General features: G+C 33.9%; 5 protein-coding genes. 4 read left to right on the top strand and 1 reads right to left on the bottom strand.

Annotated elements, in window-relative coordinates; translation table 11 throughout:
* Positions 1-141: 141 nt before the first annotated feature.
* From VFS71_RS13970 to nadD, 4 genes are all read left to right on the top strand, one after another.
* Complete coding sequence (locus VFS71_RS13970; RefSeq protein ID WP_326401989.1) at positions 142-813, top strand: potassium channel family protein; 672 nt, start codon at positions 142-144, stop codon at positions 811-813.
* 99 nt (positions 814-912) lie between these two features.
* A complete protein-coding gene (locus VFS71_RS13965) occupies positions 913-1,773 on the top strand; it encodes a YicC/YloC family endoribonuclease (RefSeq protein WP_326401988.1) in 861 nt (286 codons plus the stop codon).
* 95 nt (positions 1,774-1,868) lie between these two features.
* The gene (gmk, locus tag VFS71_RS13960; RefSeq protein ID WP_326401987.1) at positions 1,869-2,441 is read left to right on the top strand and encodes a guanylate kinase; all 573 of its coding nucleotides are present in this window, start codon (positions 1,869-1,871) and stop codon (positions 2,439-2,441) included.
* Positions 2,442-2,517: 76 nt separating this feature from the next.
* The gene (gene nadD, locus VFS71_RS13955; protein WP_326401986.1) at positions 2,518-3,099 is read left to right on the top strand and encodes a nicotinate (nicotinamide) nucleotide adenylyltransferase; all 582 of its coding nucleotides are present in this window, start codon (positions 2,518-2,520) and stop codon (positions 3,097-3,099) included.
* On the opposite strand, the gene VFS71_RS13950 is transcribed toward nadD, so the two are convergent.
* A complete protein-coding gene (locus tag VFS71_RS13950) occupies positions 3,100-3,996 on the bottom strand; it encodes a LysR family transcriptional regulator (protein ID WP_326401985.1) in 897 nt (298 codons plus the stop codon).
* Between the last annotated feature and the right edge of the window lie 154 nt (positions 3,997-4,150).

Here is a 4,150-nt window from a genome sequence, read left to right as displayed (position 1 = left end):
GTTAAAATTGGTTCTGCTCTATTGATCTTTTCCGGAGTCTATTTGGTTACTATGAAGAAGCATTAATTACAATTTTGCAACATCATTTGGGGTATTCAAAACAGGCATTTATTTTATTATATTTACATAAAAACAGCCAATATGGATAAAATCAAGGATTTTCTCTACCTCAACAAATATGAGATTTTACTATTCGGATTGATTCAACACTTATTTATTGGTGTTTTATTTTCCGATTTATCAGGAGCTCTCAAAATAGTTTGGGTAATGAATATCGTTATTCTTGGATTTACAACTATTGGAATTTTCATTCAAACTGGAAAAAGGAAAAACCAAATCCGAAATGCACTCTTGTTTTTGGTTGTTCTAATTACCTTGGGAATCCCTTTCAACAATAAAAACTCACTGTTTTTCATAGCAGTAAATGTGATTTACGTACTGTTTTTCATTTTTATTTTTTGGGAGGTATTAAAATTTTTAGTAAGTCCCAGCTACATTAACAAAGATGTAATTTCTGCGGCTGCTTGTGGATATTTTTTGCTCATTGAAATTAGCGTTTTTATTATGCAAACCCATTTTTACCAAAATCCCAACTCCTTTAGCGGAATAAACACTTCAACCCCTTATGCGTCTTTCACAGACTTGGTTTATTTTTGTTGTATTACTTTTTCCAGTATTGGTTTTGGTGATATTACACCCAATAGTCAACAAACCAAGTTATTCACTTCGCTATTGGGTATAATTGGGCAATTTTATTCTGTTGTTCTCGTTGGCATTTTAATTAGTAAATTCTCCTCCAATAAAAAAAATTAAGTTTCCGATTTTTAAATAAATCCTGGAAAATAGCAAGTCCTTACAGAATATAGGCCTCTGAAACTTTTTCCTTATCTTTGAACACTTTTAGAAATATATATGATACAATCGATGACTGGTTTTGGTAAAGCGACTTTGCAATTACCATCCAAAAAAATTACAGTAGAAGTAAAATCTTTAAACAGTAAAGGTTTAGATTTAAATGTACGAATGCCTTCTCTTTATCGCGAAATGGAATTGGGTTTACGCAACCAAATCGCTTTAAAACTTGAAAGAGGTAAAGTAGATTTTTCTATTTTTATCGAAAGTACCGCAGAACAGACTTCTACCAAGGTCAATGTACCTATCGTAAAAGCCTACATAAAACAATTGAGAGAAGTGTATGCTGATGCCGATGAAACTGAATTGATGAAAATGGCCGTGCGTATGCCCGACACCATGAAAATAGAACGTGAGGAAATCGACGAAAATGACTGGGTTCAAATCCAAACCGTTATCGAAGAAGCCTTGCAAAACATTTTGAATTTCAGAAAAGACGAAGGACAATCATTGGAAAATGAATTTCAATTGCGTATCGGGAACATTCGTCAATATATGAATGAGGCTTTGGCATTAGATCCAGAGCGTGTTCAGGCGATAAAAGACCGTTTACAAACTGCTATTTCAGAATTGAAAGTAAACGTGGATGAAAACCGTTTCGAACAAGAATTAATTTATTACCTAGAAAAACTGGACATCACCGAAGAAAAAGTGCGTTTGACCAACCATTTGGATTATTTTCTGGAAACTATCAACGGAACGGAAGCCAACGGAAGAAAACTAGGATTCATTACTCAAGAAATGGGACGTGAAATTAACACTATGGGTTCCAAATCGAATCATGCGCAAATGCAAAAATTAGTGGTTCAGATGAAAGACGAACTGGAAAAAATTAAGGAGCAGGTATTGAATGTATTGTAAAAAAGCTCTATGCCCTAAGCTTTAAGCTTAAGGCGAAAAATGTAAATGAAGTTCATTAGCTTAAAGCATATTGCTTAAAGCCTAAAGCTAGAATAATGAAAAAAGGAAAATTAATCGTATTCTCGGCACCATCGGGATCTGGGAAAACCACTATAGTTAGACATTTATTAGGAAAGGAAGATTTAAATCTGGAATTTTCTATATCGGCAGCTACGCGTGAAGCACGTGGTGAAGAAGTAAGCGGAAAAGATTATTACTTCATGTCCCTGGACGAATTTAAAAAACACATCAAAGCAGAAGATTTTGTAGAATGGGAAGAAGTTTATCGCGATAATTTCTACGGAACGCTAAAAAGTGAAGTGGAACGAATTTGGGCCAAAGGAAAAAACGTGATTTTTGACATTGACGTTGCCGGCGGTTTGCGTATCAAACACAAATTCCCAGAGGAAACTTTGGCTGTTTTTGTAAAACCTCCAAGCGTTGATGAACTTAAAAGGAGATTAAAAGAACGCTCTACCGAAAGCGAAGACAAAATCAATATGCGAATTGCGAAGGCTTCCGTAGAATTGGCAACTGCACCACAATTTGACGTGATTATAAAAAACTATGATTTGCCTGTTGCTCTTGAAGAAGCGCATCAATTGGTAAAGGATTTTGTAAAAAAATAAATTGAAAGATTTAAAAAGTGAAAAATTACGAAAAGTGATTTTAGTTTTTAAATCTTTCTATTTTTAAATTAAATTCATGAAAATAGGTTTGTATTTCGGAACGTTTAATCCCATACATGTTGGGCATCTTATCATTGCCAATCATATGGCTGAACATTCCGATTTGGATCAAGTTTGGATGGTCGTTACGCCACACAATCCGCTCAAAAAGAAAGCAACTTTACTTGATGATTACCACCGTTTGCAAATGGTCTATCTCGCCACCGAGGATTTTCCAAAAATTAAACCTTCGGATATTGAGTTCAAATTATCACAACCCAATTACACGGTAAACACACTGGTTCACTTACAAGAAAAATTTCCTGATCACGAATTCTCTTTGATTATGGGAGAAGACAACTTAAAGTCGTTCCATAAATGGAAAAATTATGAAGTAATTTTGCAACACCACGACATTTATGTTTATCCTCGAATTTCATCGGAAGCAGAAAATTTGGAATTAAAAAACCATCCCAAAATCCATTTGATTGATGCTCCTGTTGTAGAAATATCTTCGACTGACATTCGTCACAATATCAAAAAAGGGAAAAACGTTCAGCCTTTATTGCCTCATAAAGTTTGGGATTATATTGACCATAATAATTTTTACAAGAAATAACTATTCCAAAACCAGCTTTAATTCGGCCATTATATCCTGAAAAATCGGACTCAAATTTTCATTTTTACCTGATAACAAGAATACATCAGTACTAGGCATTTCTTTGCTGTTCCAAATCAACTGCAGTTTATTTTCTTGGATCAAATTTTTGGCATTGATGTTCCAAGTAATCGCTACTCCAGTATTCTTAGTGAGGATTTCCAGCATTTCATATTCTGAAGGAATGATATAATTGGCTATAATCGAAGGTCTTTTTTTGGCAAAAACATGAAGCCAAAACAACTTAATATGTGGAATTCCGGCGTCATGGCTGTACCATTTTTGTTCGTTCAGCCAATTTTCGATGGTCTTAAAATCTTTGGCTTTAATATTTTGCTTAATCGTCGAAACATCAATATCAGTAGAGCTAACAATGACTTGCTTAATTTCGCCTGCCTTTTTTTGAATGGTATCAAAAGTATCAAACTTCTTGTTTACTATCGCAAAATCTAATTTTTTGGTATTTACCAAATCAAATAAAGCATCATTAGTATGAAACGTAAAATCGATAAAATCAAATTTTGCGACCAAAGCACTCCCGATACTGCTCATCAAATGTCTCGAAATTCCAACAGACAATAATCGATTAGCATTGAAAGCTTTGGCACGAAATCCGTTCTCTACATTTTCCAAACGGTCTAAGGCATCAATAATTAGATTATTGAGTAACTTAGCATACTCTGTTGGTTCAACCCCTTTGGACTTTCGATTAAATAGCTTGTAACCTACATGCGCCTCCAACATCACTATTTGCTGACTAACAGCTGGTTGACTTATAAATAATTCCTTGGCTGCCAAGGAAAAATTTCCGTTTTTATAAACAGATTTAAACGTTCGGTACCATTCTAAATTAACCATGATATAAATATATTTATCACAAACATAATTTAAATTATTTTTACTAATACCATATCCGTCATAAATTTGCTGTACTAAAAAATCAAATCATGAAAAAATTTACAGTATTCACTATTCTAGCATTAACAATGAGTTGCTTTATGGCAACTGCACA

Origin of the sequence: Flavobacterium sp. (assembly GCF_035760125.1) — a bacterium.
Classification (GTDB): domain Bacteria; phylum Bacteroidota; class Bacteroidia; order Flavobacteriales; family Flavobacteriaceae; genus Flavobacterium.
Note: the sequence above shows the minus strand (reverse complement) of the source record. Positions and strands in the feature narration are given on the sequence as shown.

Excerpts from the sequence above, each read along its gene's own strand:
- gmk (WP_326401987.1), top strand. The coding sequence starts at position 1,869 with ATGAAAAAAGGAAAATTAATCGTATTCTCGGCACCATCGGGATCTGGG.
- VFS71_RS13965 (WP_326401988.1), top strand. The coding sequence starts at position 913 with ATGATACAATCGATGACTGGTTTTGGTAAAGCGACTTTGCAATTACCA.
- nadD (WP_326401986.1), top strand. The coding sequence starts at position 2,518 with ATGAAAATAGGTTTGTATTTCGGAACGTTTAATCCCATACATGTTGGG.
- VFS71_RS13970 (WP_326401989.1), top strand. The coding sequence starts at position 142 with ATGGATAAAATCAAGGATTTTCTCTACCTCAACAAATATGAGATTTTA.
- VFS71_RS13950 (WP_326401985.1), bottom strand. The coding sequence starts at position 3,996 with ATGGTTAATTTAGAATGGTACCGAACGTTTAAATCTGTTTATAAAAAC.